This is a genomic window from Pontimicrobium sp. IMCC45349, from assembly GCF_047219225.1.
GTDB lineage: Bacteria > Bacteroidota > Bacteroidia > Flavobacteriales > Flavobacteriaceae > IMCC45349.
Window position 1 is genome coordinate 1,956,704 of record NZ_CP178208.1, and the last position, 25,445, is coordinate 1,982,148.

A 25,445-nucleotide genomic window follows, 5' to 3' on the forward strand; every position below is an offset into this window, starting at 1 on the left:
TAGGTTTTCATTAATTATTGCCAACGTGTTCGTGTATGATTAAGTTACGGAAAAGGACGAGAGTCATTTTCCGACGAGTACACAAGTTAATTAATTCCAAGGAATTTCCGAGAAGGAAATTCAGAAGTAATTAATTATACACGTTGTTAGGTGCTGTACTTTTTATGTTCATGAATTTCAATGCTATCTATTTCGCCATCTAATTCAGAGATGATTTTTAGAATGTTTCCTGATTTATCTCTCTCATAGATTCGAGTCATGTATGCTGAACCAAATTTTCTTGTAATTAACAACCTTTCTTTATACCTTAAATTATTCTCGTTGAGGAATACTTCTGTTTGTAGTACTGCTGGTTTCTTTTTAATGTTCCAAACTTTGGTTTTATTTCCGTTTTTATCGTATTCATATCGGAAGATTCCACTTTTGCTATATTCATTAAGAGTTTCTTTTTCTCCTGATAAATCATACTTCTGATCAACTCTTTTTATTTCTTTTCCACGCTTATCTAAATATATTAAAATTCGAGTTTTGTTGTTAGGATGTTCAAATTTGTAATGAGATTCTAATTCTCCGCTTTTCAAAAATCTTTTACTTTCAATTAATCTTCCTTCTTTATCATACGAATTCCAATCCCAAATTCTTTTATCATTTTCATCTTTAGGATTAAGAAGATAAATTGTTGTCTCCTTAATTCCGTTCTGCTTTCTTAAGTCAGCCCCTTTTTTCCAAAGGCTTTGCGAAAAACTTGAATAGGATATTATTAAAGTTAGAAAAAGTATTTTTCTTTTCATCGCTGTTTTTAGTATTGCACCTAACGGTTAGGCTATGATTCCGTTGCGAGAAAAATTCCACAGGAATTTTCCGAAGTAGGAATCCAGCCGAGTAAAAATACACAAACTTTTAGTTACAACACCAAACCTCGCTATGGATTATAGCCTTTGTTACAAACCGTTTTTTATCATTTTCATTCGCATATTCACGTTCCGTTATTCAATTCCTATGAGCGTTTTACTGCGCCATATTGCTCAATTCCGTTGTTGCGTTTTACTTGCGTCAGAGTAAAGTTCCGATTGCGCAAACTTGCTAAAATTCCGAAAATTTTGAGTTCAATTTTTTGAAAAGCATATTTGATTAGGAGCCGAAAAATCGAAAGCTTCGCTTTCAGTTATTGTTAAGCAGCCATTTTTTCTCGAAAAGGGTAGGAGCGATTTTTTTCATTCCACTGGAATGGTTTGTAACGGTCTTGTGTATGGTTAGTTGCGTGTTTAAGCAACTAATTTAGCAAACAAAAACGTGCCAGAGAAAATTCCGAAGGAATTTTCCAAATAAGCACTTGCCAAAGCAATTAATTATACACGTTGTTGGCAACTGGCTTTTTTCATTCACGATTAAACACTTGATTATAATATTCGTTCAATAATCCTTTTCCGCTATATTTTGTTTTTAAAATCAGTTTCGATTCAGCACAAGCCTTTTTATATAAACTTTGATTCTTGTCATTCAGACCTTTTGAACCTAAATAAACCATTTTGTAAATCGGATTAGATTGTTCCATTTCAAACGCTTTTTTTAGCATTTCTTTCCCTTTTATTTCCAGTTCTTCATAATCTCCAAATTCGTATGGGAAAATTGAAATTGCATAACCAGCAATAAAATTAAATTCAGCCAATTTCGAGTATTTATTCAATCCGTTTTTTAATTCAGATTCCAATTCAGTTCGTAAATCAATATTTTTCTTAAACTGTCCATTAACATCTTCAAGCATAGACCACAAAAAGAAGAAATAATATTTCCACGTTTCAAAATCCGCTTTGTTTTCAGAAATCAGTTTTTGATATTCAGAATAAGCCTCGTTATACTTTTCGGCAGTTTCTAATTCAAATATTTGTTCCAGATTTTGATTCATTCGGGATTTTTTCAGCTTGTTGCCAACGGTTAGGCTATGATTTCGGCTTGGGAAATCCGACAGGATTTTTCAAGTTAGAAATCAAGCTGGTTTAAAGTTAAGTGTTTTCAATTTGTTCAAAAGGAAAGCTGAATTATAGCCCATGTTAGCTATAGTTATTTACTTTTTGATAAGTTAGTCGCTAATTTAGATAGTACTTCTCGGATTTCGGGTGAATCGCTTTCCCTAGAAAAGAAGGTCACTTTGTCCATTAATTCGGTCCTATTCTCAACTTCTAAATACTTCCAAATTTTCTTAAGATTATCTGAAACCGTATTCGCAATTTCCAATTTGTCCTCTAAACGATATTTATTAGATGGGTCAATCATATTCAAAGAGCCACTAAACATTTTGACTGCTCCGCCATTATGTTTTTTTGCCCTGTCTACAGCTTCTTGAGATTCCTCTTTTCCGTTGAGATAATGCTCGAATAATAGTTGGGAGCTATTTGTTGCATCGATGAGAACTCTTTTTAAAATTTCAACAGCTTCATTGCTGTAAAATTTTTGTTCACTTTCTGATGGGCCTCCATAAAGTCCTAGCAAGTTAGGTAAGACCTTAATTAGTTTGCCGTAGTTGTCAAATTGGACAAATAAATTTAGTGTGTCTTGAGGGTTCACTTTTGGGATTGAACTCATTATTTTTTGGAAAATGTCCGAAGTTTTTTCATCCTCTAACCGCGGCAATGAAAAAGTGTCCAATTTTTTTAGTCCTTGCAGAACCTCAAATGCTTTCTGTAAGTCCGCATCTGTCCATTCCTTTCCAATATCGGGAAATCCTGATTCTCTAATATCGATTCCTGCTTTTGTCTCTTTATTTTGACACGAACAAAGATTGAGCGTTAGTAAAACTGAAATCAGGATAAATTTTATTTTCATAATTATAGCTAACGGTTGGTGTATGATTTGTTGCGTATTTCAGTTTCTTATTTAATTAATAAACAATGGCATTAATTCAGCGCGAGGATTTTCCGAAGGAAAATCAGAAGCAATGAATTATACACGTTGTTGCCATTTCGTTGTTTTATTCAGTTTTTTTCCTTTTTCTCTTGTTGTTTTAGATTATATCTAATCATAAGCGAAATAAAAATTCCAAAAAATAAAGCATTGAATATAAATCTCCATATTCTAAAACCTTCTCCGTCAAAATAGTCAAATCCAGCCATAATTCCAGCATAAACTATTGCTCCAAAGAAGCCTCCTTTTATTATTGATTTAGTTTGTGTATTCATAATTTTTTGAGTTTATTTTTATACATAATTGAGTGAGCAATTTATTTCACATCCTGTTATTCAATTCCGATTTAGTAAAGGTTATTTTCAGATTCCTTTTTTCTCTTTTCAAAGGATTTTTTCAACTTATCTAATACCGCACTCTTTTCTGTTTCATTTAACTTTTTACAATTAATTTTATTTTTTAAAATTTCATATCTCTCTTTTAGAGATTGAAGATGGTCAGTTCTACCAGAAGAGTGTAATTTTAATTCGTTCATAAAATTCTTTTTGAGTGCAATTTTCAATGAATGGCAACGGTTTTGTGTATGGCTTCGTTGCGGAAAAATCCGCAGGATTCTTTCCGTCGTAACCGAAAGATAGCAAATTGCAATGAATTCCGATTAGGAATTCAGCCGCAATGAGCTATACACGGTGTTAGCAACTGGCTTTATTCTTTCTTTTCTTTCCAAATTCCGAGTTCATTTTCCTGTGCATATAGTTCCGCTTCTTTAAGTTCCTCAATGAATTTATCATATTCACTATCGTTTATGAAAACTTCCACGTCAGGTTTTTCCATTCCACGATATATTTTCTTTTCCTTTCGGCTCATTTCTTTCCAAGTTCTCGGGCGTTGCATAGTTCCTCCAGGATAGCAACCATTTTTTACCAGATAAATATTCAGATTTTCAGTTCCGTTAACAATCCAGCAGTATGTGATTTTTGATTCCGAATTGAGAGCAGAAATAGGAATTAGTTTTGCGTTCGGATGTTCAGTTAACCAATTCTTTAATAATTCAGCAGAATTTTCAGAACGTGGTGTTCTAAAGAAACCTTGACCAAGTAAACAATAAACATCATCTTTATTTTCTCCTTTTTTATTTCCGAAAATTGACTCAAATTCAAAGTCCTGAATCGGAAATTCAGTCAATTTATTTTGAGATTTACACGATGTTGTAAAAGTCAAAAATATGATTATTATTAGTTTCAAAGTTTGTTTCATTCGCTTGTTGCTAACGTGATTGTGTATGGTTAGTTGCGTGTTTAAGCAACTAATTTAGTAAACAAAAACGAACGCGAGAAAATTCCGAAGGAATTTTCCAAATAAGTACTTGCCAAAGCAATTAATTATACACGGTGTTGTGGTGTCGTACTTTTTATTCTTTCCAATATTATTTTCTCAAAATCAGTTCCCAAATTGTCTAAAAGTCCTGAATAGTGACAGTAAAATATTGTTCCTCTTCTATCTTCCTCTTTTACAGCAATTACTCCATCATCAAATTCCGCCAAATGGAAGTAATTTCCATCGTCAAGTCCTGTTGAGCGTATTTCAGATATTCCAAGTATGCAACAATCTCCGAAATCAACGCCCTCGGATTGTTTAATAATATCGAGATATTCTATTGGTAGCTTTGAGTCAATTATTTTTATGTAATTCTCTAAAACTTCAGAGCCAATTGGTTTAAATACTTGATTTATAGATTGAATATTATTTAACTCTTCAAGTAGTCCATCAAATTTAGGAATCGATTTAAGTTTTTCTTTTTTGAAAGTGATTTGAGCAAAACTATTTGGGTCGTTATTTACTTTTTTACTTGTAACATTAATTGTTGCTACTTTCATAATTGACTTTGGGTTTGGTCTAATTTTCCAGCCCCAAATTCGTCCGTCATAATTATTGAATTCTATATTGAATTTTTCATTATTTGCGTTAAATCGAATTGTAGCCAGTTTACTTTCATCTTTTCTTTTATATCTGAAGTTGTCAGAAAGAGGATTTTCATTATCTCCATAAAGTTCAACAGACATGCTTTTCTCCCAATACTGTCTCCATTTCCTTTTTGGTTCAAAGTATTGAATTTGAGTTTTCAGTTTAGTTTGGATTTCCGAATCGAACAGTTCATAAAGTTCGGCAAGAAGTTGCTTTTCCAAGTTTGTAAATCCTTTGTTATTAAATTTCGGTCGTCTTCGATATGAAGCAATAACGAGAGCGAGAAAAATCAGTCCGATTATTCCAATTAAAACTCCTAATATTATTAAAATGCTCTTCATTCAGGTATGCACCACAACGTGATTGTGTATGGTTAGTTGCGTGGTTAAGCAACTAAATTAGTAAACTTTTACGAACCCGTGAATATTCCGCAGGAATATTCGCAAGTAGGGAAGAACCTAGCAATTAATTATACACGGTGTTGTGTGTAGTTTTTAATTTTGAAAAACAATGTCAATATAAGGAATTCCCCAATCATCTAATGGACCTCCTGTTCCATAGAATGATGAGCTAGTAATAGTTAGTTCACCGTAAGTATTAGGAAAACTTAAGTTACCACTTATAAGTCTTCCAATTGTATTTGAAATATTGCCATTCCAATTAGTTTGTATTCTTTTAATCGTATACAAATGTCCAACTTCAACCTGAATAGGTGTAATAGAAACATATTCCGTATCAGACGATGAAAAAATATGACTATCACTATATAATAACGTACTTGATGTGTTATCGAAAATCTCAATTAAGTATGGTGTTGAGTTAAAGTTTTGTAAGCTTTGGTATCCAATTTGGCAAATAGTTTTACTTTCTAAAACTTCAAAATCGTAAGAGTGAGTTTCCAAATCCATTGTAATTTCATCTTGAATTGAAGTTGAAGCAGACAAATCGTTATAAAGTTGATTGAAAGATGTGTTGGATGAATCACAAATAGCCTCTTCTTGGAAGTTGTTGTTATCATCGTCATTCGTACAGGATATTAATCCAATTAAGATAAATATTCCCAATAATATTTTTTTTATCATAGTTCAGTTTCTTTATAGATGCAAATATTCGGAAAAGGTTGCGTCAAATTACACACAACGGTCTCGTATAACCGTCAGTTGCGGGTTTTAAGTTACTGTTTTTCGGTTAAGCCCTGTCTTTAGCAATTCCGCGTGGATTCGGACGTAGTCGAATCCGCCGTAATTGCGGTTATACATTGTTGTAGCACGTATTTTTTTAAATTCCATCTACTTTAATCAACGCTAAAACTATTGTTATTGACATTCCAATAATAGAAGCAATAACATTTTTACTTATCAATTGTGTTTTTTCGATTCCATAAATCAGATTACTAATTTTCTTTTTATTCATAAGTATGATAATCAGAAGCAAGAGTAAGAATCCGGTAATATTTAATAAAATCAGAGTATTATCAGTTAAGTCAATATATGTCGCAGAAAAAGTCAGATTCGTAATCAAAAAATAGAAATAGGATTGAATTAAAATCCAACCAATTTTTTTGTTTATAAAAATTCCGATGAGCGGAACTAATAAGATTATTGCTGGTCTAAAAAAAGATGTTTCTTTTAGAACATTCATATAGTTTTCAAATCCGTTTCCAGTTTCCGCTACAAAGTTCCAATAGACCGAGGTTTCTATTTTTCCACGAACCAATGAGAAAATAAATAAGCTCAATATTGAGAGCTTAATTATCAATATCAGATAATGGTTTTTTATGTTTTCTGCGGTTAGTTTCATATGTGCTACAACGGTCTAGTATAAGAATAGTAGCGGATTTCAAAGCTGTAACCTTTTAAATTAACTCTAATCTCAGAACAAAGATACTAACTTAGAACTTAGCATAAAACCGCTATTATTTTTATACCTTGTTGTAACATGTTATTTTCTTAAGATTATTTTTTCAATGATATTATTATCAATTCTGTTTTGGACGTGTTTTGAATTTTCTAACAATAAAACTTCTTTTAAGGACGGAAAAATTTTGTTAGCACGCTTTATCATTTTTTTTCCAGGAAACATAATATCTTTCTTTGCAGCAAATAAACTTATTGGAGTTGTTATCAATTTGGCTTCTGCTTTTTTTATTATTGGAACAGGTGTAAAGTCCATATTGAAATACAAAAAAACCTTTGATAAATAATTTTGGGCAAATTCATCTTTTTCAGAAAAGAGAGATTGCAAGAATTTTTCAAGATATTTAGTCTTTTGATTTCTCATATATCGTTTCATAGGAATAAATACCTTAAACAGCGTAATCAATGGGTTACCATTGATTATAAATGCAGGGGCAGATAAAAACACCTCTTTGATATTACTTTCATTCTGAACCAAAGTTTTAAGAATAATTAATCCACCGAAAGAAAAACCAGCCATAGTTACATTTTTCAATTCAAGTTTATTTATTAGTTCGTTTATCCATAAACCATAACTATTGTCTTTCATGCTCAATCTATTTTCTGCACTTTTATTTGGTTGTGCAAGAACATCTATGGCAAATACTTGAAATTTTTTGTGAAGATTCGGATAAGTTTCCAGCGAAATTGGAGCGCAACCATTTGAACCGTGAATTAATAATATGGGTGGCTTTGTTGAATCTCCAACTATAATAATGTTGGTGTTTCCAAAATTAGTTTCAATGAGCTTGTATTTAAAGTCTATATTTAAATCCGTTAATTTTTTCTCATAAAGATTTATAATCTCTTTTTTTCCTAATTCTGATTTGTATAATGATTGCATTTCGTATTTTTAGGACAAATTTACTAAAAATAACAATTTAGGACAAGTTTACTAATGAATAGAAAGAAAAAATTGATTTTAGAAGCTGCAAGAACTCTTTTTAATGAAAAAGGTTATAGCCAAGTAACTATAAGAATGATTGCTTCTAAACTAAATATTAGTTCAGGAAACTTAAATTACCATTACAAAAAACGAGAGGATATTTTTCACGCTTTGTATTTTGAAATGGCTTCTGAGTTTGATGAAAGAGTTAATATGTTAAATAATATTGAAATTTCGATTGAACAAGTAAAAAATGATATTGAAAGAAGTATGAAAAGGATGTTTGACTATTCTTTTTTTTGGACTGACCTATATAATCTTCTTACTATAAATGCTAAAGTGCAAGAGCATTTCCAAGAGGTTTATAAAAAAAGAATTAACGGCTGTTTTTTACTATTTAAAATAATGAAAGAAAAAAAATTAATGAAAGATTCATCCTTTGAATTTGAATATAATTTTCTAGCTGAAAGAATGATTAATTATGGTAATACTTGGCTATATTCTAGTAGTCTATATTCAAATAGGTTAAATACAGCTAATATTGATTACCATGTAAATATATACTTAAGTATGTTATTCCCGTTTCTGACTTCAAAAGGAAAAAAGGAGTTTCAAAATTTATTCCCGAAGTTTTTTGGGTAATGTGTTACAACGGTTTTGTATATGAAAAGTAGCGTGTAAGTAGCAGCATACTTTTCCGACTAAAAATAGCGTTATTTAATAAGCGATACAAATTAAATTTGGCACAGATTTAGCTATTTTTTATATACGTTGTTGGCAGTAGTTATTTTTTTGTAACTTTGCTGCGTTCATTTCGCATAAAATGAATAACTTACTAAAATATGAGAGACTTTAATTTACATAAAGAAAAAGCTGTTAATAGCCTTTTATTTGTAGTAAACAATCTTGAAAAGGCTGATACTCACAAGACTTATAAAATTCTTTATTTCGCTGACCAAAAGCATCTTTTAAAGTATGGAAGACCAATTTTTGGTGATACATATGTTAAAATGGAATATGGTCCAGTTCCTTCATTTGTCAAAAATGTTGTTGATGAAAATATTCAAGGGTTAGAAGAAGTAGTTGCTAAATATCACAGGTACTTTGTGAAATCTTTAGCCGAGCCAAATTTAGATTATTTGTCAGAAAGTGATTTAGAATGTCTAAAAGAGGCAATAGAAGAAAATAAAGATTTAGATTTTCCGACATTAACCGATAAATCTCACGATTACGCATACAATAAAGCAGTTTGGAATATTAATTATATTGATATGGCTAAAGCGGTTGGTGCAGATGAAAGTTTACTCAAGTTCATTAGTATGCAGAAAACTAATGATAATTTAGAGTTGATCTAATATGAGTTTAGGGGATTTCTTTCCAGATGATTTAAAAAATCAGTTTGCCAAAAGAAATATAGATTTAGGTAGTGCAATCTTGATTAAAATCCCTGACTTTACTGTTAATTATGACAAGTACATAATTGTAGTTGCTAAAGATAATGCAGAAGAGAATCTAGCTTATGTTGTTATTAATTCAGAAGCCAATCCAAATGTTGCTTATAATTCATATTTAAAATCTTTACATTTAAAAGTAGACAAAGCAAATAACCCTTTTCTTGAAAAAGATAGTTTTGTTGACTGTTCAAAAGTAAGAGAGTTTTCGATTGAAACTGTTGTTGAGTTTTTGAAAAAAAATCCTGAAAGAGCTGTTGGGAATATTAGTTCAAGTGATTTAAAATCTATTCACATAACTATAACTACAGCTACTACCATTGAACCATATATTAAGAAAAAGTACGGGTTTTAATTACTGCCAACGGTCTTGTGTATGATTTCGTTGCGTGTTTCAGCAACTAATTTAGCAAATACAAACCGAATAGAAAATCCGCGAGGATTTTCGTAAGTAGGCGAGTACTAGCAATGAATTATACACGGTGTTACCACACGTTTTTTATTCAAATTTATTATAATTTTCAGTCCAATATTTTTCAATAAATTCCCATTTATTACCAAAGTCTTTCTTCTCAATTGGAATGAGTTTTAATTGTTTTTTATTCTCACCGTTAACTTTATAAATGTAAATTCCTTTATCATCTTCATTTTCACATTCTATCGCGTGAATATTTCCGATTTTTACAGCTTTGTTTTCTTTTAAAATATATAAATCACTATCCCAATTCGAGTCGGCACAACCACTTCTATGATAAGAATAGTAATAGTTTGTGTTTTTAATTTTTATTGAGGCAGGAAAGCTTGAAAAGTTTACTATTTCTATAAATTTTTTTAATTCAGGATTGAAAATGAGAATTTCGTTCACGTCAGGAACATTTGTCATAAAATGAAGTTCAATATCTAAAAATCCATCTTCGTTAAAATCTTTCAATATATATTCTGAAGGATTGTTGTCATTTTTATACAGAACATCTCCTTTTGATGATTTGAGAGTAAATAAGTTATACTTTTTTATGCAGGTTTCGAATATTATTCCATTTTCAGACTGTTTTTTACATATATTCAATTTTTCTTCACCTATTTGTTCCTTTTGAACAATATGTTCTGTTTTATTAATTCCGATTTGTTTTTGAGAATCTTTTTTTACTCCTTTAGCAAAGCCATACATTTCAATTCCGAAATAAGTAATCCCGACAATTATAATTCCAATTATTGATATTAAAACTCCTTTTTTCATTGGTTCGCTCAAATGTGTGGTAACGGTTTTGTGTATGATTAGTTGCGGGAAAGGACGCAGTCATTTTCCGCCGTAACCGAAAGATAATTAATAAGATTGAATTTCCGAGAGGAAATTCAGCCGCAATTAATTATACACGTTGTTGGCTGTAGTTTTTTATTCAAAAAATCCTCTATCTTTTAAAACAGTTATTTTTTTTAATTCAAATAATTCATTCGGATAATTACCATATAAAACTTTAACCTTACCATTTTTAATCTCATAATAAGGTTCAGGATATTTTTCTTTAATTAATTCCAGATTCTCTTCTTTAAACTCAAATTCTATTGGTTTTTCAAATTCAATTTTTCTTGGTTTTATGTGAAATGTCGAATCAACTTTTCTATAGATATAAGGATTATAAGGTGAAGCCCATTTTCCGTCAATAGTTTTATATAAATCGTGATATTGATATTTTACATGAATTAACTCTCCACAATAATCAGCAACATAGATTAGAACATTTTCATAATCATCGTAACGTCTTATAGATGCATGGTCGTAAGAAACAAAATTAATAGTGTCTTTAGGATAATTTCCATACAAATTCTCAAGGATTTCGTATTCTGCTTCATATTTAGAATCCATTGAGATTATATTGCAGTAATAAATGTAATCCGCAGGTTCTACGTTTATTTTTTTTCCAATAAATGCATAAAGCATTTTAGGTTTATCTTTGCAAGGAATATATTCTGTGCAAACTTTTGGTTTTAATTCAATTCTTATACTATCTCTTTTAACCAAATCTGAAACAAGATATGATTCAGTTATGTGTTGCCAGGATTTGAAAAATAATGAGTCAGTCAATTTTACCTTTATTTTAAAATTTCCATTTTCATCTGCTGTCACAAATAAATCTTTGTTTTTAGTAATTTCTGAATGTTTATTGTGTTTTGGTAAATCTGCTGAAAAATATTTTGAAAGTGTATCGTTAACTGAAATTCGAACTCTATTCCTGTTTTTAGTAGTGTCAATCGCAATTCCTTTAATTATAACTTTTTGTCCGAAAGAAGTATAACTAAAAATAAGGAAGATTATTACTAAAATGTATTTCATGAATTTTGCATTTTGATTTTCAAATCTAATATTGATTTTCTTTTACTAAAAACTAAAATGAGCGAATATGTCTTTTGATTGAGTTAACGGTTTTTCAAATTACAGCCAACGTTTCTGTGTATAATTTGTGCGGTAAGAAAATTCGGAGAATTTTCCGCCGTAGAAATTATGGTTGGTTGTTTAGTGTTTTCAATTTTAGTTTAAATATAGCAATTAATTATACACGTTGTTGTGCAACGTATTTTTACTTCCATAAACTTGGAACTTTTCTGTATTCAACAAGTATTTTGTTCCGTTCATTTTCGGAAAGGCCAAAATCATTTTCAAATCCAATTGGTGGCGGTGGACTTTTATCGTCAATGTATAAAACAAAATCAACAAGATATTCGCTAATATTCATAGTTGTTCCAACACAGCCTGATTGATATGATATTGGATACTCGGTATCCGAAATAGCTTTTAAAATCAAATCAGTTTTATTTTCGAATTCTGGTTTTCTAATTAGTCCTTCGTATGCAATGGTTTTTATAGTTGCATTTGGATATTCTGTGAGTTTTAGAAGTTCAGATTGTGTTGCATTTTTCATTATCCACATTCTTCTGTCAAATTGTTTTGGACGTTTCGCAGAAATTCCAACAACTCCACTCGAAATTCCGCCATATTCAGCGACTTTTAAACTGTCTTTTATTTGTTGTCTAATTCCGTTCCAGTTGTAAGTCCAACTTTTTTCATAAAAGGACGACAAAACGACAACAATTCCAATTCCAATGATTGTCAAAATTGGGAATAACATTGAAAACCGATTTCGTTTTTCGCTATGTCGTCTGTGTTTTTCCATATGTTGCACAACGTCTCCGTATATGAAACGTAGCGTGTAAAAAGACACTATCGTTTCGGATTATACACAAGCCGAATTTTTATTTTTTCTATTTATTTTTTAATTTTCTAAATATACAAAAATAAAAATTTGGCGGACTTAATAAATAAGCAAAAACCTCTCGGAAAGCCTGAAATAGCTATGTTTTATATACATTGTTGTGCATAGTGCTTTTCACGTTCTACTTGGTTTTCCGATGTTTGTTATTTAGTTCAAATGTGTGCGTTGGCGAGACTTACTCTTTTGCAATTTTTGGCGTTGCGTTGGCTGTAGCGAATTGCGAATGTGTATGGCTTTGAGTGTTGGCTTATAACAAATAAATATTAATCCATTACAAACTTAAATCCTGCAGTAATAATACTAGAACTAAAAGATGTATCTCTATCGTACTGATAAAATTTTAAATCAATACTTTTTAGACCTAGTTTCCAAATATGTGCCTTTGCGAAAATATCTGTATAAGACACTCCAAATCCAATTTGGTTAGCAGAATATTCGGAAAGGTCATAATCAGAAGTATAAAAGTCATCGGTAGATAAAGCACTTTCATAAGGTCTAAAATAATCGGCTTCTGTTTGGTTATAAAATCTATAAGATGGATACAACGTAAACTTATCTGTTATTTTAATTGGAACTTCAATACTTGCAGTATGTGAAGATATTCCCCAATCATCAAAATAATAGCGATAGAATGTTCTTACTGTAAATGTTTCATTTAAATACCAATTTAAACGACCACCAACAGCAACTTTAAATCTTGAATCTGGCAAACGCTCAATTGCATCTGCAAGTTGAAAATCATCTATAAATGAATCCGCTACATCACTAAAATACACTCTTTGAAATGGTGTAGATAATAAACCGTCTTGTTTTACAAAATCTAATGCTAACGAACCTTGTACATTCTTGTGAAGAATTTGAGAGAATCCAAAACCTAAAGAATAAGAATTACGTCCTTCATCTTTAAACTCACTAAATCTAGGATTGTAATTTGTGTTCCCTGTAATTGTATTTTGCGTGAACAAACTATTGTTTAAACCATTACCGTTCTCTCCAAACGGTCTTAATTCGGTTGGGTAAATGGCATTCCAAGTATCGATATAAACATTTGCGTTTACACTTAACTCTGTATTCTTTTCGTTAAATAATTTTGTGTAACTACCACCAAAACCAGCTGAAAAATAATCGTATTCTGATGAAATAGATATTTTTGCAGACCAAATATCATTTCTATCGTCAGAGCTATGACTATAACTTCCAGTTAAATTTGCCCAAAGGTCGCTACTTGATGCGCCAGAAGAAGCTTGAAATGGGTCTGCTGGTCCATCATCAAAAGGATCAATATTACTTGAAGAAGCTGATGTGTATGCAGAAACTCCTGCATCAATGGTTAATACATCATCATCATTTAAAGGTATTGAAACGACAAAAGTTCCTGTAATATCTGTTAATTCTTCAGTACCTATTCCACCACTTACCGCGGCATTGTCGCCATCTTGAGAATAATAACTTGTTAGAAAATCTACTTCAGTAGTTTCTAATACACGTTTTTTATAAACTTTGGTTGAGTCTTGTGTTGCTTGCGAATATGATTTAGCAAAAGCAAATACGCAGAATATTAAAATTATTTTTTTCAAATTTCTAGTTTTATTAGTTACAGCCACAGCCTCCTCCAGTTTTTCCTCCATTTGCTCCAACAGCTGCTTCACGATAGGAATGCATCGTAGAAATATTTCGGTCAGCTTTCTTGTCTGCCAATGCCATATCTGGGTCATTTATATTTACTTTTTCGTATTCTTTAACCACAACGCAACTACTAAGACAAGTAGTAATTAATGTAGCACATATAAATTTTTTAATCATAATTTATCTATTTCTATATTCTTTGATTTCGTGATATTTCCTTTATCATCGATGATAATACATTCTATTTTTGGCAATTGATTAATGCGGTCTAAACCAGCTTCTTTTCCCATAACAAATACTGAAGTTGCTAGTGCATCTGCCAATTCTGCTTTTGGCGCAAATACGGTTACACTTATAATTCCGGTAGAAGGATATCCAGTTCTTGGGTCAATAATATGTGTGTATCGTTTACCATTAAAGTTTACATATTTTTCATAATTTCCAGAAGTAACTACAGCTCCATTAGTAATAGGTAGTAATGCAAAGACTTTATTTTTATCCATTGGGTTTGTAATAGCAACTTTCCATTCATTTCCATTGGGTTGTTTTCCCCAAGTATTCATATCTCCAGAAGCATTAATAATTCCAGAACTTACACCTTTTGAAATAAGAAGTTTTTTTGCTTTATCAGCTGCATAGCCTTTTCCAATAGCACCAAAACCAATTTTTATTCCTTTTAATTTAAGAAAGACAGTACTATTCTTTTTATCTAAAACAATGTTTTGATAGCCAACTTTTTCTACAGAAGCAATTATTTCCTCTTTTGAAGGCATTTTGGTCATACTGCCATCAAACTTCCAAATTCTGTCCATTGAAGCATAGCTAATGTCAAAAGCTCCATCAGTTAATTTTGAAAGGCCTATTGCTCTTTCAATTAAATCAAATAGTTCTTTGTCAACTTTCACAGGTTTAATTCCTGCATTGCGATTAATTTTTGATGTTTGAGAATTATCATCCCAAGATGAAATTAATTTTTCAATTCTTGAAATTTCTGCTACGGCAGTATCAATATATTTGTTTGCTTGTATAGAATCGTTTGCCACAACAGTAATGTCAAACCGACTACCCATTAGTTTGAGTGTTCTCTTATATGATTGTTGTGCTGCACAACCTATTATTGAGAATAAAAGTAATAATGTGATTAGATGTTTCAAGTTACTTTGTAAAAGCGTTTAATTCTTTAATATAATTTTCTGGTGTAGTCTTTTTATAACTACTTTCACCTAACACTTTGCCTTTAGAATCAAGTACTACAACAAAAGGAAAAAAACCTTGTTTATTGTATTCTTCAGCAAGTAATACATTTGCTTTTTTTTGTGATTCTGACAATGTATTTTTCTTTCTTCTCGGAAAATCTGCCTTTAGCATCACATAATTTTCTTTTGCATACTTTTTAAAAGTATCTGTACTCCAAATTTCTCTGTCAAGTTTAATACAAGGCGCACACCAATCTGAACCTTGAAATACTAATATTATAGGTTTACTTTCTTTGGATGCAATTTCTTTTGCAACGTTAATATCTGATTGCCATTCTTGAGCCATTGTTGTACTTACGCAAACAACCATTACTAATAATGCCACAATTATTTTTTTCATTTTAAAATTTATTTAGTATTCATAGTAAACAATTAGACCAATACCTATTAACGAATGCACTATTTTTTTGTTGTATGAATAGCTCATTTTTTTCAGTTTAATATTAGCATCAATTTGAGCGTTGGTAAATAAACTGCTCTTTTGTTTTTTTTGTGTTGGCCGATGTTTCGAAAAAAAACAAATGTGCTGTTTGAGCATTGGCTTTTTTTAGTTCAAATGTTGATGTTTAGCACGATTTTCCGCATTATGCACAACGTTTAGTATATGAAAAGTAGGCGATTTCGAAGCACCAAACTTTCGGTTAAGCACGAACTTTGATAAGAGCCGAAACCCTTGAATTTATTGTTATTTCGCCTATTTTTTATATACATTGTTGTGTGCTGCCTTTTTTATTCTTTTTCTCTCCAATCAAGTGGTAATGTTCTTGTCTGCATACTTCCTGGTTGTTGATAGACATACTTTATCTGTCCGACAAATGTCTTTTCTGGAAACTTAGTCAGAAGTAATGGCACAGTCGCTGATTTGATTTGTTCGTAATCATTATCACTATCCAAATAATTTTCATTTAGTCGAAGGATTACAGAAACGTATTTCAGTTCTTCATTTTTTTCGATTTTATCGTAAACACGAACATCAGCAGTCAGATATGTTCCTAAACTGTCTGCAAAAAGCTGTTCTGTTTCGTTGGCAGAATTTTCGTTTAAAGAGCTTTCAATATAACTCACTCGATTACTTTCCATTTTTGATTTCAGTCCTTCAAATGGAAGCATTACAAGAACCATTAGTCCGTATGCAAGAACGATTGAAAGTCCAACTTGTGCGAAATTAACTTTAGGTTGTTCAAGTTCAGGGTTGAAAGGAATTACTCTGGTTCCTGCTACCATATCTCCAATTCTTCTACTTGGACTTGCCAAAGTCACAATAACTTCGATTGGCCAAAGAATGCAAAAGATATTTCTCACAAAACATCTAATTGGAGAAGCGACATTTCCACTTTTGTTTTCTACTACTTGAAGTTTTAAAGCTCTCTTTGCAATACTTCTTCCATTTATACAGTCTTTACAGAAATATAAAGTAAAGCCAATTAGTCCAACGTAACTAAGTCCACCGAATATGTCTGGATTGGTTTGTTCGTGATTTATTTCAAATGCAGCTGAAAATCCTGATATCATTCCGGGAATAAAAAATATCATTGCGATAAATGTCATTGCAATGTGGTCAAGTAACATTGAGCCAATTCTTGTTCCTGCGTTAGTTTTCTGTTCTGTTGTCATTTTATGTTTTTCGTTTTTTTAGGTTGCACACAACGTGTTTGTGTATGATTTCGTTGCGTGTTTCAGCAACTAATTTAGCAAATACAAACCGAATAGAAAATCCGCGAGGATTTTCGTAAGTAGGCGAGTACTAGCAATGAATTATACACGGTGTTGTGTGTAGTGCTTTCGCTACATTTTTGTTCCAATATAATATACTTTTTTTTCATTCGGTATCACAAAAATTAATTCAGCACCACTTGGGTCAATTCCATTACAATATATGCTCCAAGGATAGACATAAACATCTTCTTTTTTCAAATCTTTTAATTTCGGAAACCAAGGGATTTGATATTGCCAACCGTTTGTCATTTCAACAGCATCATTCAAAACTTTAGGTAAACTATCTAACCGATAAAAGCCTTTTTTGTTTTTCAATTCATCGTGAGTTACTTTCGAAATGTCAATTCCATAAGCATCTAAATAATCTCCAGTAAAAGAGCGACCAGATTCATAACTATTCGTTACTTTTTCAATTCTATCGTCTCCAAGTCCGCACCAATTCAGCACGAATCTTACATCAGATTTCGTGGCTTTATTTTCAACAGTTTTATTTCCGATTGTGGTCGAGTACGCAAAATACCCGAAAATCAGAATAATTCCAATTAGCGATATTCCGCCCCAAATTATTAGAGCTTTTTTTCCGAAATTATAAATCTTATTCTTCAATTTGTTCTTAGTTCAGATGTTTTTCTCGCATTACACACAACGGTTTTGTATATGATACGTTGCGTGGTTCAGCACGTAATTTAGCAAATAAATCACAGATAGAAAATCCGTGAGGATTTTCGTAAGTAGGCGAGTACTAGCAATGGATTATATACGTTGTTGTAAAACGTTATTTATTTAAATAGTTTCCAATTTTTTCAATATCAATTAATTCATAGACCATTGTTTTACCATCTTTACTTTTAAAAATAATTCCTTTTTCTTCTAAATCAGTTAAATCTCTACTTGCTGTTTGTCTAACAATTTCATGTCTTTTAGAATATATTGGGACAGTTATTTTAGCTTTTGGTTTGATAAATAAATAGCCTAATAAATCTGCTTGTCTTTTATTAAATCCTTTTTGTGTAAGCTCATATATTATTTCAGAAGCTTTTTGTCTCTCCTCACGTTTTCTATCTCTATATGAAACCAAACTTTGAAAAGCGACTCTTAAGCTTTTCATTGAATACATTATGAAATAAGTTAAATCATTTTGGTCGTGTTCTGTCTTTAAAAATGCTTTATCATAGCTTGTTCTTGAATTTAATATTGCTTTAGATATCGAAATATGTTTTAATAAAGAGTATCCTTTCTTAATTAAATACCAATAAAATAAAGCTCTTGCAGTACGTCCATTTCCATCACCAAATGGGTGTATATAACCAATCATAAAATGAAGAATAGAAGCTTTAATAATTGGATGATAAAATTCGTTTTCCGAATTAATAAAATATAGTAGTTGTTCTATTAATTCATTAACCTCTGAATAGTCAGGCGCAGTAAAAGCGATTTCTCCATCTACGTGGTCTTTGACATAAATCGGATGGTCTCTGAATTTTCCAGCATATTTAGCCGCATCTGTTTTTACGGTCATTATTTGATGAATATCAAGAATTAATTCAATTGATAAATCTTCATCTAATCTGCTTTCAATTTCTCTGATAGCTCTGAAATTATTGATTATCATCTGTTCAGATTCCGTTCTTGGTTTTCTGCCTGATTTAATCATTTCTCTTGCTACATCAGTTGTCGTTGCAGCTCCCTCAATTTGAGAAGAGGCAATAGCTTCTTCAATTAGAGAATTTTTAAAATATTCCTGTTGTTCTTGAGGCGTAATCGAATTTTTATAAAGTCCTCCAATTAATTTTAAATCGAAATTGTGTAAATCTTCTTGTATAAATGAAGTTAGGTTGTAAGTGAACTTATGATTTCCAAAAAATAGTCTTTTCGCTCCAATAAATCTGTGCGTTTTAACAATTTCCCAAGCTTTTTTCGGATTGTTAAAAGGTAAGTTTGGACGATGCTTTATTTCAGTCCAATAAAAATATCTTTTATCAGTTTCTTGAATAAATGATTCCATTCCATCCTTCTTAAAGCATTCAATATATTTGTTGAAATCAAAATCCTTTATTTCTGGTGGATTTTCTATTTTCATGTTACAACGTGTTAAATATCACATCAAATATAACACATTGTAACGTAAAAATCAATGTTTAGATGTTATTTTAATAAATAGACCAAGTTTTCAAACTAATGTTTTACAACGGTTTTGTGTATGAATAGTAAGGGTTAAAAGTGTATAAACTTTCATACGTAGAACATAGTTAATTAAATAGTTATTAATTTTAATTTAGCAATTATACCCTTATTATTTATACACGTTGTTGTGTGACGTTTTTTTATGTCAGTTGACGAATCAAAAATATTTCTTAAAAAAATAGATTTCACTTTAGATGAGTGGGTTTATAGAGGTTTATTATTAGGCTTTGATAAAGATGTTTTAAAAGAACTTTATTTAAGTACAGAGCATCAAGTTGACACAAAATTCGACGCACAATATGTTCATTTATTTACTGATGACGAAAATAAGTTGATTACAGATTTTCTTTTAATGTTAAATAATTTAGATGGTCATAAGTTTGAAAACTTAAAACTAGCTATTGAAATTACTTTACGAAAAAAGAAATCCAAAAGTCTTTTTCAGAATTTAAGTTAGCGTGATACATAATTCCGCTTAATTTAACTCTGATTGAGTCTTTATCAATATTCATTTTATAGTCATACTGATTAAAGTTAGAGATAACATCTATTGCTTCATCCATATTTTTAAAATATACGCAATATCTGTTTTCAATTTCTTTGCATTGTTCGTAAACATCAAATTCAAACGTAAAATTATTAATTCGTTTTAGTTTTTGATTTTCAACCAATATAAAATATTCGGTATCTATTATAATTTGTTCTTTTCGGCTTATTTCTTTCATGTATTAAAGATATTATTAAGTTCATTTACGTAATTCAGCCGATGCGTTAACACCGACTGAATGTTTTTAAAACAGCAACAAGTAAACTATTGCTAGTTCAATTAAGGATAATTTCAAGGAGAAATCACCATACTTAATTTTCATAGTAAATGAACGTGTTGTATGCCCTATTAACTGGACTCGGGCTGTTTTACCACACAGAGAATTTTTGTTCAAGCGAGATTCTCTGTGTTTACTGTAAATAAACTCGCTTGATAAGTGTGTCTTAAATGACACACAACGGTCTCGGCTATGAGTAGTTGCGTGGTTTAGCACTTAACTTTGCAAGTACACACCAAGCTGAAAATCCGCGAGGATTTTCAGAAGTAGGCGAGAGCAAGCAATTACTTATAGCCATTGTTGGGCATAGTTTTTTAATTCGATGTATAAGAATTTATCAACTGACCTTTTTCATCAAAAGTATAAAGTCCTTTATTCACTCGATAAGTTGTCCTTTTGTAATTGTTTTGGTCGTTAAATTCATTAGATAATTCATACCTGCCTTTATTTATTAGTTTAAACTCGTCCAAATTCATTGTCTTATTGTAATGAGCTACAAATAACATTTTGTAATTCACAATTCCGCTGTCGTTAGTGTGAAATTTTATATATTCATTATAAACTCCATTTGGTATACTTGCAAACGCATCAGCTTGAGCGTTTAATTCCTTTAAAATGTCCGTTTCATTTGTTTGGTATCGAGACGCTTCATTGTAATATTTTCGATAGCGTTCTGGTATTTCATTTTTCCAACTTTTTGCCCATTTATTAAGTCCGTCAGAGGAATTATAAGAAGAAAGAAATCCATTTTCAAAATGTAGTTCATATCCTATCTCTAAAGCAATAAATGAATTAGAATCAGATAGGGATTTATTAAAAATTTCACTCAAAAATTCTTGTGAAAGTGTTTTATGTTTTACTCCATTTTTAAGAGTATATTCTATTTCATATGCCCCAAAAACATCTTTGAAAGAGTAATTCACAAGATAGTTATCAATGTCTTTTTGAGTAATAGAATCAATTGTATCATCAGTTGAAATACAAATTATCTCACTTGTAAATGATTTAAATTCTATACTAAATATATGGTTACTTGAAGTATAATTGGAATAAGTATAAAATTCTTCCTTATTATAACCAAGAAAATTTAAAATGTTATTAGCAGACATTACTTCTAATTTAATTTCGACTTGTTCATATCCTTTTTCTGTTGGAATAAAAACTCTTACTCCAGAAGCATATGAATTAATTCCACAAAATAATAATGTTATCAGTAATTTTAATTTCATTTTAATTAGTTTTTAAATTATGCCCAACGGTCTCGGCTATGAGTAGTTGCGTGGGTTAGCACTTAACTTTGCAAGTACACACCAAACTGAAAATCCGCGAGGATTTTCAGAAGTAGGCGAGAACGAGCAATTACTTATAGCCATTGTTGTGAGCAGTTTTTATATTCGATTTAGGTTAAACAATTTATAATATTTAAGCATATATTGTTTCGCTAACGAATTCAGTTTAAATTTTTCGTCCTCCGTACAATTGTCCGTTTCGTAGCTATCTGCGAGTTTAGATATTTTGTCCGAATAGACCGAAAAAAGTTGCATAAATAACGTTGCGTCTTTTTGTTTTACTTTCTTTTTTGAATGTCCTAAATTGACATTTTCCACTGCTTGCTTTTTATAGTTCTTAAAAAGGTCGTCAGCGTTTTTTTTAAATTCCTCAATTATATTTTCCAATTTTTTTCTTATCGATTGGTGAAACCATTTTGTTGTTACATTTTGTGCAAATTGGTGCAATTCCCATAGCTAATTGTAATTGGTTATCGTTATTTCCACCGCAAAGAGCACATTTTTGCCCATAACGTTTAAAAATTTCTACTTCGTTATTTTCTTTTTCGTATTGTTCAAATTCCGCAATACAATTTTGACATAAATGTTCTTTTCTCCAAATACCATATCCATAACTTTCTTCATATAAAATTGGAAATATGTTTGTTCCACAACTCGAACAATGAGCCACTTTTCCGTCGTGAAGATGGTATTTTAGATTCTGTTCGGTCAGGCAACGACTACGCTCCAAAATAAAAAACGATTCTTTTTTTATGTCATAGAAATTTTTTGGGTCAATTTTGCTTTTAAATTCAACCGCAAGTTCAAAATTATTCTTCATTGAATAATCATAAAGATTTTGCGAAGTAATAATTGCTGTTTTTTCATTCATATAACATTTTGTGTGCAAAAAGTCATTGCCGAAAAGAATAGCATTTGGCAAATTGTGTAAAAATTCAAAAGTCTTTTCATTTATGTCTTTACTCCTAAAGGCTATTAGGATTGTAATGTTTCTATCAAGTGCTGAAATGGCTTTCTTAAATTCAGATGAAAGCTGAATATATGGCGAGATTATGACAAGAATTTCTTTTGTTGAAGTTATAAGTTTCAACATCGAATTTGTTATTTCTTCTCTCTTTTTAATGTCTGCCATAATTTTTTCTCAAATTGCTCACAACGTGTTTGTATAAGATTAGTTGCGTTGTTTAAGCAACTAATTTAGCAAATAAAAACCAGATAGAAAGTCCGCGAGGACTTTCGTAAGTAGGCGAGTACTAGCAATTAATTTTATACGGTGTTGTGCATTCGGCTTTATTTATTCAAATCAAAGCGTCCAAATTCGATAAGACAATCCTTTCTGTTTTCGGATAATTCAATATAAACTCCAAATTGGTATTTCAATTCGTCCATATATTGATTGATTTTATCTAAATCATATTGTTTCTTTCCATTTTTCCACGCCATTTTTATTTCAATTTCGATAAGATTGTCGTGTTTATCTCTTTTATGCACTATAATATCTGGAAATACAAATCTTGAATTTTCGCCAGATGCCTCATCGGAATTTTCCCAATGAAGTTTTTTACCCATTAAATTTCCAACATCTTCAATATTTCCATATTCTTCTCTAATTCTATTATATTCAATATCTACATTATAATCCGTTTCCGCAAAATGCTCATTCAAATGCAAAGCCAATCTGTGAGAAACCGTTCTTTCGTTAATGTCATATTTTTTGTTTAGCAAATATGAGTCAACTTCAAATAGTTTGTCGATAGCTTTGTTCAAGATTTGTCTTACTGTTTCTTCTGTGTATTCCAATTTATTTCTTTATATCAATTGGTTCACCTAATTTATATCCATTTGAAGTTTTGATGCAATCTAAAAAGTCAAGTTTCAGATAAACATTTTCACTATTTTTAATTATGACGTAATATCTTATGTATTCAAAGCTGTCAATCTCGTAAGTTCTATATGGTTCATTAACTTTAAACAATTCAAAGTCCGACGCTTTGTAATTTTTCTTACTGAACTCTTCTTGGCTTTCAAGGAAGTTTTCGGTTACCCAATTATCATATTCGCTGGAAGTCATTTCTGATAACCCTTGGACAAATTCATAACTTGGTACGGACTTTTTAAATAATTCAATATCGTTTTCTTGTAGAGACTTGAAAACATTTTCGGCTAGGATTTCCTTTGTGTAAAATTCATTTTTTTGGCAAGAAATAATGCTTGTTAAAAAAATCAGAAGTAAGAAGTTTTTCATTTAGTTCGATGTTTGTTCAGCTGATGCACAACGGTTTTGTGTATGATTAGTGGCGTGTTTAAGTACCTAATTTAGTAAATAAAAACCGAATAGAAAATCCGCGAGGATTTTCGTAAGTAGGCGAGAACTAGCCATTAATTATACACGTTGTTGTACCCAGTTTTTTATTTTCAGATAAAGTCGCTATCAGTCCAAATCAGCCAATTGTTTCCAATTCCAAATATTTCTATGAAACTTGAGTCAGATTGATAAAATCCTTTTTCCGTTTGTTTTAAATTCCCACACGTTGTCCAAGTCAGATATAGAGTTCCGATTGGATATTCAGTCCATTCTGTTGCGTATTCCACTTCTTTACATTCAGAATCGTTGAGTACAGTAATGAATTTAATTCCGTTTTCTATTAATTCAGTCGATAGAGATTGTTCTAAATCGATTGGATAAATTCTTTTTCCCAAATTTGAGTTTACATACTGATTTTCTAAAATCCGATTTGTTAAATTATTCCATTCTGTTTCTTTTTCCGAAAATTGCTCAATTTTTTCAGTTACGATTTCTTTTCTTTTTTCCTTATTGTCTTTACAAGATAGAAGACTAAAAGTCAGAAGAAAAATCAGAATTTTGGTGTTTAGACGGCTCATTTCTCAAATTGGGTACAACGGGTTTGTATATGGTTTGTTGCGTGGTTTAGCACGTAATTTAGCAAATAAAAACCGAATAGAAAATCCGCGAGGATTTTCGTAAGTAGGCTAGAACTAGCAATAAATTATATACGGTGTTGGCAACTGTATTTTATGCTATTTTATGGGTTATACTTTTTCCCATATCTTTAATTAATTCAGTATGTTTCGGTTCCAATTTTCCGATTTGTCTAATTATTAATGCAATCACAACTCTTAAATCATTTTTTATTACTCTACTTGTGTAATAATAATATTGAGTTTCTTTTCCCACTTTAAAAGATTGATAAATAAAATTTTCTCCGATTTCTAAATCTTTATTCGAGACGTAACCACCTTCGTTAACGAACTTGTCAAATAAAGGTAAGAATTGGTTTTTCAAGTCTTCGATTCCAAAATTGTCAGGTGTTGAAATTTCTTTTCCGTAATTGGTTATAGAAAAGTCGATTTTTTTATTTTTCGTGCGTGCTCTAAATCGGTCGCTTTCATATTTATTCCACTCTTTGGGTATTTTAATCAGATAAACATTATCAATCATCATTGTATTAAAATCCGTGTAATTCAGTTCCTCTTTTTTCGAAAAGTTAAATATTCCCATTGATTTTTTTTGTGTGTTTAGGTGTTCGTCAATATTGTTGCCAACGGTTTTGGCTATGATACGTTGCGGAAAAATCCGCAGGATTCTTTCCGCCATAGCCGAAAGATAGTAAATTGCAATGAAATTCCGATAGGAATTTCAGCCGCAATGGATTATAGCCGTTGTTGTGCATAGTATTTATTCAGTTCTTATTTTTTGATTCCAGCTTGATTCGTAATTGTCCAATTTACTTGTACACTTATAATGCAAATAATTATCAGATTCAAATTCAAATTCACAAAGAATTCCACCGTTCCGATTGATTTCACGCATAGATTCGTCCATTTCCATTTTCGATTCATCAATTTTTAAAATGTAATCACATTCGTTAATCCATTCTATAATTTTATAGTCTTTGGTTGATTCCACCGTTTTTCCGTTTCTCTTTACAAGCAAAGAGATTTCAGAGTTATCAATTCGAGTGACTTTTTTATTGATATTTTCATTCCCAAGTACAATTTCATAAAAATCTCCTTTTTTAAATTTTTCACAAGCTGATTTTTCAGCACAAGAACTGAGAAAAATTAGTAGAAAAATATATGTAATTAGCTTGATTTTCATATT

Annotated in this window: 32 protein-coding genes; 4 read left to right on the forward strand and 28 right to left on the reverse strand. The window is 30.8% G+C overall.

What is annotated here, in order from left to right:
• Nucleotides 1–146: 146 nt before the first annotated feature.
• The 10 genes from ACLII3_RS09070 to ACLII3_RS09115 form a co-directional block, all read right to left on the reverse strand.
• Nucleotides 147–791, reverse strand: coding sequence for a hypothetical protein (locus ACLII3_RS09070; protein WP_412983915.1), 645 nt, complete (start codon nucleotides 789–791; stop codon nucleotides 147–149).
• Between the two features lie 587 nt (nucleotides 792–1,378).
• Complete coding sequence (locus ACLII3_RS09075; protein WP_412983916.1) at nucleotides 1,379–1,906, reverse strand: hypothetical protein; 528 nt, start codon at nucleotides 1,904–1,906, stop codon at nucleotides 1,379–1,381.
• Between the two features lie 155 nt (nucleotides 1,907–2,061).
• Nucleotides 2,062–2,823 (reverse strand): hypothetical protein, encoded by a 762-nt coding sequence (locus ACLII3_RS09080; protein ID WP_412983917.1) that lies wholly within the window; start codon nucleotides 2,821–2,823, stop codon nucleotides 2,062–2,064.
• 149 nt (nucleotides 2,824–2,972) lie between these two features.
• Entirely contained in the window at nucleotides 2,973–3,176 is a 204-nt protein-coding gene (locus ACLII3_RS09085; RefSeq protein ID WP_412983918.1) for a hypothetical protein, read from the reverse strand.
• Nucleotides 3,177–3,247: 71 nt separating this feature from the next.
• Nucleotides 3,248–3,436: a hypothetical protein gene (locus ACLII3_RS09090; protein WP_412983919.1), complete on the reverse strand. Its 189-nt coding sequence runs from the start codon at nucleotides 3,434–3,436 to the stop codon at nucleotides 3,248–3,250.
• 170 nt (nucleotides 3,437–3,606) lie between these two features.
• A complete protein-coding gene (locus tag ACLII3_RS09095) occupies nucleotides 3,607–4,158 on the reverse strand; it encodes a hypothetical protein (protein WP_412983920.1) in 552 nt (183 codons plus the stop codon).
• 125 nt (nucleotides 4,159–4,283) lie between these two features.
• Nucleotides 4,284–5,207, reverse strand: a complete 924-nt coding sequence (locus ACLII3_RS09100) for a hypothetical protein (protein ID WP_412983921.1) — start codon at nucleotides 5,205–5,207, stop codon at nucleotides 4,284–4,286.
• 153 nt (nucleotides 5,208–5,360) lie between these two features.
• Complete coding sequence (locus ACLII3_RS09105) at nucleotides 5,361–5,948, reverse strand: hypothetical protein (protein ID WP_412983922.1); 588 nt, start codon at nucleotides 5,946–5,948, stop codon at nucleotides 5,361–5,363.
• A gap of 196 nt (nucleotides 5,949–6,144) precedes the next feature.
• Nucleotides 6,145–6,666, reverse strand: coding sequence for a hypothetical protein (locus ACLII3_RS09110; RefSeq protein WP_412983923.1), 522 nt, complete (start codon nucleotides 6,664–6,666; stop codon nucleotides 6,145–6,147).
• A gap of 141 nt (nucleotides 6,667–6,807) precedes the next feature.
• Nucleotides 6,808–7,665 (reverse strand): alpha/beta fold hydrolase, encoded by an 858-nt coding sequence (locus ACLII3_RS09115; protein WP_412983924.1) that lies wholly within the window; start codon nucleotides 7,663–7,665, stop codon nucleotides 6,808–6,810.
• Between the two features lie 54 nt (nucleotides 7,666–7,719).
• Here ACLII3_RS09115 and ACLII3_RS09120 point away from each other — a divergent pair, with 54 nt between their 5' ends.
• The 3 genes from ACLII3_RS09120 (at nucleotide 7,720) to ACLII3_RS09130 (ending at nucleotide 9,513) form a co-directional block, all read left to right on the forward strand.
• Nucleotides 7,720–8,349 (forward strand): TetR/AcrR family transcriptional regulator, encoded by a 630-nt coding sequence (locus tag ACLII3_RS09120; protein ID WP_412983925.1) that lies wholly within the window; start codon nucleotides 7,720–7,722, stop codon nucleotides 8,347–8,349.
• Between the two features lie 200 nt (nucleotides 8,350–8,549).
• Entirely contained in the window at nucleotides 8,550–9,062 is a 513-nt protein-coding gene (locus ACLII3_RS09125; RefSeq protein WP_111129547.1) for a Panacea domain-containing protein, read from the forward strand.
• Nucleotide 9,063: 1 nt separating this feature from the next.
• A complete protein-coding gene (locus ACLII3_RS09130; protein WP_412983926.1) occupies nucleotides 9,064–9,513 on the forward strand; it encodes a hypothetical protein in 450 nt (149 codons plus the stop codon).
• A 144-nt stretch (nucleotides 9,514–9,657) separates the two neighbouring features.
• Here the strand turns inward: ACLII3_RS09130 and ACLII3_RS09135 are convergent, their stop codons facing one another.
• The 10 genes from ACLII3_RS09135 to ACLII3_RS09180 all read right to left on the reverse strand — a co-directional run bounded on the left by ACLII3_RS09135 (nucleotide 9,658) and on the right by ACLII3_RS09180 (nucleotide 19,105).
• Nucleotides 9,658–10,395: a hypothetical protein gene (locus ACLII3_RS09135; RefSeq protein WP_412983927.1), complete on the reverse strand. Its 738-nt coding sequence runs from the start codon at nucleotides 10,393–10,395 to the stop codon at nucleotides 9,658–9,660.
• A gap of 156 nt (nucleotides 10,396–10,551) precedes the next feature.
• Nucleotides 10,552–11,490 (reverse strand): hypothetical protein, encoded by a 939-nt coding sequence (locus ACLII3_RS09140; RefSeq protein ID WP_412983928.1) that lies wholly within the window; start codon nucleotides 11,488–11,490, stop codon nucleotides 10,552–10,554.
• Nucleotides 11,491–11,734: 244 nt separating this feature from the next.
• Nucleotides 11,735–12,268: a hypothetical protein gene (locus ACLII3_RS09145; RefSeq protein ID WP_412983929.1), complete on the reverse strand. Its 534-nt coding sequence runs from the start codon at nucleotides 12,266–12,268 to the stop codon at nucleotides 11,735–11,737.
• 422 nt (nucleotides 12,269–12,690) lie between these two features.
• Nucleotides 12,691–14,004: a DUF3570 domain-containing protein gene (locus ACLII3_RS09150; RefSeq protein WP_407660195.1), complete on the reverse strand. Its 1,314-nt coding sequence runs from the start codon at nucleotides 14,002–14,004 to the stop codon at nucleotides 12,691–12,693.
• 13 nt (nucleotides 14,005–14,017) lie between these two features.
• Nucleotides 14,018–14,230, reverse strand: coding sequence for a DUF4266 domain-containing protein (locus ACLII3_RS09155; RefSeq protein ID WP_412983930.1), 213 nt, complete (start codon nucleotides 14,228–14,230; stop codon nucleotides 14,018–14,020).
• Nucleotides 14,227–15,207: an FAD:protein FMN transferase gene (locus ACLII3_RS09160; RefSeq protein ID WP_412983931.1), complete on the reverse strand. Its 981-nt coding sequence runs from the start codon at nucleotides 15,205–15,207 to the stop codon at nucleotides 14,227–14,229. Before ACLII3_RS09160 ends, ACLII3_RS09155 begins: the two co-directional genes overlap by 4 nt.
• A 1-nt stretch (nucleotide 15,208) precedes the next feature.
• Nucleotides 15,209–15,649, reverse strand: a complete 441-nt coding sequence (locus ACLII3_RS09165) for a thioredoxin family protein (protein ID WP_308864037.1) — start codon at nucleotides 15,647–15,649, stop codon at nucleotides 15,209–15,211.
• 389 nt (nucleotides 15,650–16,038) lie between these two features.
• Complete coding sequence (locus tag ACLII3_RS09170) at nucleotides 16,039–16,923, reverse strand: RDD family protein (protein ID WP_412983932.1); 885 nt, start codon at nucleotides 16,921–16,923, stop codon at nucleotides 16,039–16,041.
• A gap of 171 nt (nucleotides 16,924–17,094) precedes the next feature.
• Nucleotides 17,095–17,472, reverse strand: a complete 378-nt coding sequence (locus tag ACLII3_RS09175; RefSeq protein WP_412983933.1) for a hypothetical protein — start codon at nucleotides 17,470–17,472, stop codon at nucleotides 17,095–17,097.
• A 328-nt stretch (nucleotides 17,473–17,800) separates the two neighbouring features.
• Nucleotides 17,801–19,105, reverse strand: a complete 1,305-nt coding sequence (locus ACLII3_RS09180) for a Fic family protein (protein WP_412983934.1) — start codon at nucleotides 19,103–19,105, stop codon at nucleotides 17,801–17,803.
• A gap of 246 nt (nucleotides 19,106–19,351) precedes the next feature.
• On the opposite strand from ACLII3_RS09180, the gene ACLII3_RS09185 reads away from it, so the two are divergent.
• On the forward strand, nucleotides 19,352–19,666 hold the full coding sequence (locus ACLII3_RS09185) for a hypothetical protein (RefSeq protein ID WP_412983935.1): 315 nt from the start codon (nucleotides 19,352–19,354) through the stop codon (nucleotides 19,664–19,666).
• Here ACLII3_RS09185 and ACLII3_RS09190 read toward each other — a convergent pair.
• From ACLII3_RS09190 to ACLII3_RS09225, 8 genes are all read right to left on the reverse strand, one after another.
• Nucleotides 19,617–19,934, reverse strand: coding sequence for a hypothetical protein (locus tag ACLII3_RS09190; RefSeq protein ID WP_412983936.1), 318 nt, complete (start codon nucleotides 19,932–19,934; stop codon nucleotides 19,617–19,619). The two genes, ACLII3_RS09185 and ACLII3_RS09190, sit on opposite strands and share 50 nt — an antisense overlap.
• A gap of 413 nt (nucleotides 19,935–20,347) precedes the next feature.
• Nucleotides 20,348–21,262, reverse strand: coding sequence for a hypothetical protein (locus ACLII3_RS09195; RefSeq protein WP_412983937.1), 915 nt, complete (start codon nucleotides 21,260–21,262; stop codon nucleotides 20,348–20,350).
• Nucleotides 21,263–21,692: 430 nt separating this feature from the next.
• On the reverse strand, nucleotides 21,693–22,454 hold the full coding sequence (locus ACLII3_RS09200) for a phospholipase D-like domain-containing protein (RefSeq protein ID WP_412983938.1): 762 nt from the start codon (nucleotides 22,452–22,454) through the stop codon (nucleotides 21,693–21,695).
• A gap of 158 nt (nucleotides 22,455–22,612) precedes the next feature.
• A complete protein-coding gene (locus tag ACLII3_RS09205) occupies nucleotides 22,613–23,122 on the reverse strand; it encodes a hypothetical protein (protein WP_412983939.1) in 510 nt (169 codons plus the stop codon).
• 1 nt (nucleotide 23,123) lies between these two features.
• Nucleotides 23,124–23,567, reverse strand: a complete 444-nt coding sequence (locus ACLII3_RS09210) for a hypothetical protein (RefSeq protein ID WP_412983940.1) — start codon at nucleotides 23,565–23,567, stop codon at nucleotides 23,124–23,126.
• Nucleotides 23,568–23,737: 170 nt separating this feature from the next.
• Nucleotides 23,738–24,205 (reverse strand): hypothetical protein, encoded by a 468-nt coding sequence (locus ACLII3_RS09215; protein ID WP_412983941.1) that lies wholly within the window; start codon nucleotides 24,203–24,205, stop codon nucleotides 23,738–23,740.
• 151 nt (nucleotides 24,206–24,356) lie between these two features.
• Nucleotides 24,357–24,938: a hypothetical protein gene (locus tag ACLII3_RS09220; RefSeq protein WP_412983942.1), complete on the reverse strand. Its 582-nt coding sequence runs from the start codon at nucleotides 24,936–24,938 to the stop codon at nucleotides 24,357–24,359.
• A gap of 81 nt (nucleotides 24,939–25,019) precedes the next feature.
• A complete protein-coding gene (locus ACLII3_RS09225) occupies nucleotides 25,020–25,442 on the reverse strand; it encodes a hypothetical protein (RefSeq protein ID WP_412983943.1) in 423 nt (140 codons plus the stop codon).
• Nucleotides 25,443–25,445: the final 3 nt, after the last annotated feature.